Genomic DNA, 2,369 nt, shown 5'->3' with positions numbered 1-2,369 from the left:
CCGCCCCCCCCCGCGGGGCCCCGCGCCCCCGCCGCCGTGCCCCCCGGGCCCCCCCCCCGCGACCGGCATCACCGCCAGGCCGGCCCGGCCCTCGAACTGCGCCTTCCACAGCTGGAAGTCGGCGGCCAGCGTACCCGGCAGGGTGACCTCGATGGGCGCACCGGTCGCCGCGGGCGCGGAAGTGGTGGTCTCGCCGGTGGACACGGTGGCGGCCTCGGCGTCGCCGTCGGGATCGCGGTCGATCGTGCACCCGGTGAACAGCGCCAGTACCAGCGCGCTCGCGCCCAGTGCCGCAACCCTGCGGCCCAACCGATCAGCAGCCATCTCGTCCTCGCAACACACGCCACCCGGTCCCGCTGACCGTGTCGGCTGATCTGACACCGTACTGGGCGTCACGGTCTTCGACCACTCGCCGCGTGCGCCTACCCGGGGGAACGCCCCGGCCGCGGGTAAGCTCGCCCGCGCTTGCTCGAAATCCACGTGTGCCGGACTTTTCCGCCTCAGGTCGTCGCGACGGCGGAATGCAGATCGCCGCGCCCCGCCGAGGCGCCGCGGCCACGTGTGCGTGAAAGACCGTGCAGTACAGCAATTCCGTTGTCCACTCGCTGTCGTTCATGGGGGTATGCGTTTGATCGCCAAGTGCTCGTCCACGCCGTCCGCCCCGCGCACCGAGCAGGGTCCGCGGCGAGACGACGAACCGTTCCGGCTGCACAGCGCGGACTTCGCCGACGACCCGCACCGCGCCTACCGGCGGATGCGCGAGCGCCACGGCGCGTTCGTTCCGGTGGAGACGGCCGACGGGCCTGCCACCCTGGTGGTCGGCTACCGGGAGGCGTTGCGGATCCTCACCGATCAGGCCCGGTTCCCCGCCGATCCGGGCGCGCCGGGCGACCGGCACACCGCCTACGCGAACTGTCTGGCGCGCATCGACCTGTTCGCGCTGCGGCGCGCGGTCGAGGAGATCGCGGTGGCGCTGATCAACCGGTTCTGCCGCACCGGCTCGGCCGATCTGGTGGCCGACTACGCCGTCCCGCTCACCGTCGAGGTCGTCGACCTGATGCTCGGCCTCGCACCCGACCAGGGCCAGGCCGCCTATGCCGCGATGACCCGCCTGCGCGAGGCGGACGACACCGCCGGGGCCGAGCGCGCCGAGCACGAGCTGGCGGCGACCTTCGCCGAGGTGCTGAGCGCCAAACGTGCCAGGCCGGGCGGTGATCTGGTGTCCTGGCTGATCGACGGCTCGCCGGACCGGGACGAGGCCGAGCTGATCCGCCGGGCCACCGAGCTCTACCTCACCGGCACCGAGCCGACGTGGAACCTGATCGCCAACACCCTGCTGCTGATGACCACCGACGACGGCTTCCACGGCGGGCTGCTCGGCGGCTCGCTGACCGTGCGCGACGCCGTCGAGGAGGTGTTGTTCACCGATCCACCGCTGGCCACCGCCTGCCCGCGCCACCCGAGGCAGCCGCAGATCTTCGGCGAAACCTTCCTGCCCGCCGGACAGCCGCTGCTGGTCGGGCTGGCGGCGTGCAACAACGATCCGGCCGTGACCGGGGAACGCACCGGCAACCGGTCGCATCTGGCGTGGGGCGCGGGCCCTCGGGGCTGCCCGGCCGTGCCGGTGGCGACGATGATCACGCACGAGGCGATCGAGCTGCTGCTTGACGCGCTGCCGGAGATGCGGCGGGCCGTGCCGGTGTCGCAGATCCGCCGGCGGCCGGGCGTGCGCCATCGCGCGCTGGTCTCGCTGCCGGTCACCTTCCCGCCCACGGTGCCGCTCTGACCGGATCGATGGCCGGGCGCGTGCGGCGCCCGGCCACCCGCGCCCGATCGCTCGGTCGGCCCGATCGCTCGGTCGGCCCGGTCTCGGTCGGCCCGGTCTCGGTCGGCCCGGTCTCGGCCGGCCCGGTCTCGGCCGGCCCGGTCTCGGTCGGCTCAGTAGACGTAGACGATGGCGTTGTCGCCGCCGGTGCAGGTGACCAGCCCGCCCGAGGGGGTGCAGGTCATCGTGTAGGACCGCCCGGTGACGGGGCTGGTGGCGGTGACCGTCTGCGGGGTGTCCGAGCCGGTGCCCGCCTGCGCGGCGTAGGCGCGGCGGACCTCCTCGGCGAACGGGCAACTGGTCACGCCGTTGCCCGCGGCCGCGTTGCCGTTGGCGGCGCTGGAGGTGCCGCCGCACGGCGTCGACCCGGCGGGCAGGCGGACAGGTGTGGTGGTCGTGGTCGTCGTGCCGCTCGGGCGACCGGCCGAGGTGGTCGGGGCGGTCGCGTCACCGCCCCCGCCGATCACCGGGAAGTTCGCGGTGGTGGCGGTGGTCGCGGGCGCGGCCGCGGTGTCCTCGCCGTCGCCGCCGAGGACCCGCCACA

Annotated in this window: 1 protein-coding gene and 2 pseudogenes; 1 reads left to right on the top strand and 2 read right to left on the bottom strand. The window is 74.4% G+C overall.

Annotated elements, in window-relative coordinates; genetic code table 11:
* Positions 1-324 (bottom strand): annotated as a pseudogene (locus tag QH283_RS04130) (hypothetical protein); the annotation flags it as partial.
* A 298-nt stretch (positions 325-622) separates the two neighbouring features.
* Between QH283_RS04130 and QH283_RS04125 the strand changes: the two are divergent.
* A complete protein-coding gene (locus QH283_RS04125) occupies positions 623-1,786 on the top strand; it encodes a cytochrome P450 (protein WP_280501686.1) in 1,164 nt (387 codons plus the stop codon).
* A 152-nt stretch (positions 1,787-1,938) separates the two neighbouring features.
* Here QH283_RS04125 and QH283_RS04120 read toward each other — a convergent pair.
* Positions 1,939-2,369, bottom strand: a pseudogene (locus QH283_RS04120) (hypothetical protein); the annotation flags it as partial.

Source organism: Nocardia farcinica (assembly GCF_029867845.1).
Lineage (GTDB): Bacteria > Actinomycetota > Actinomycetes > Mycobacteriales > Mycobacteriaceae > Nocardia > Nocardia farcinica_A.
The sequence above is the reverse complement of the archived record's forward strand: the minus strand, read 5'-3'. Positions and strand labels throughout refer to the sequence as shown.

Coding starts and splice junctions, on each gene's coding strand:
- QH283_RS04125 (WP_280501686.1), top strand. CDS start 623: ATGCGTTTGATCGCCAAGTGCTCGTCCACGCCGTCCGCCCCGCGCACC.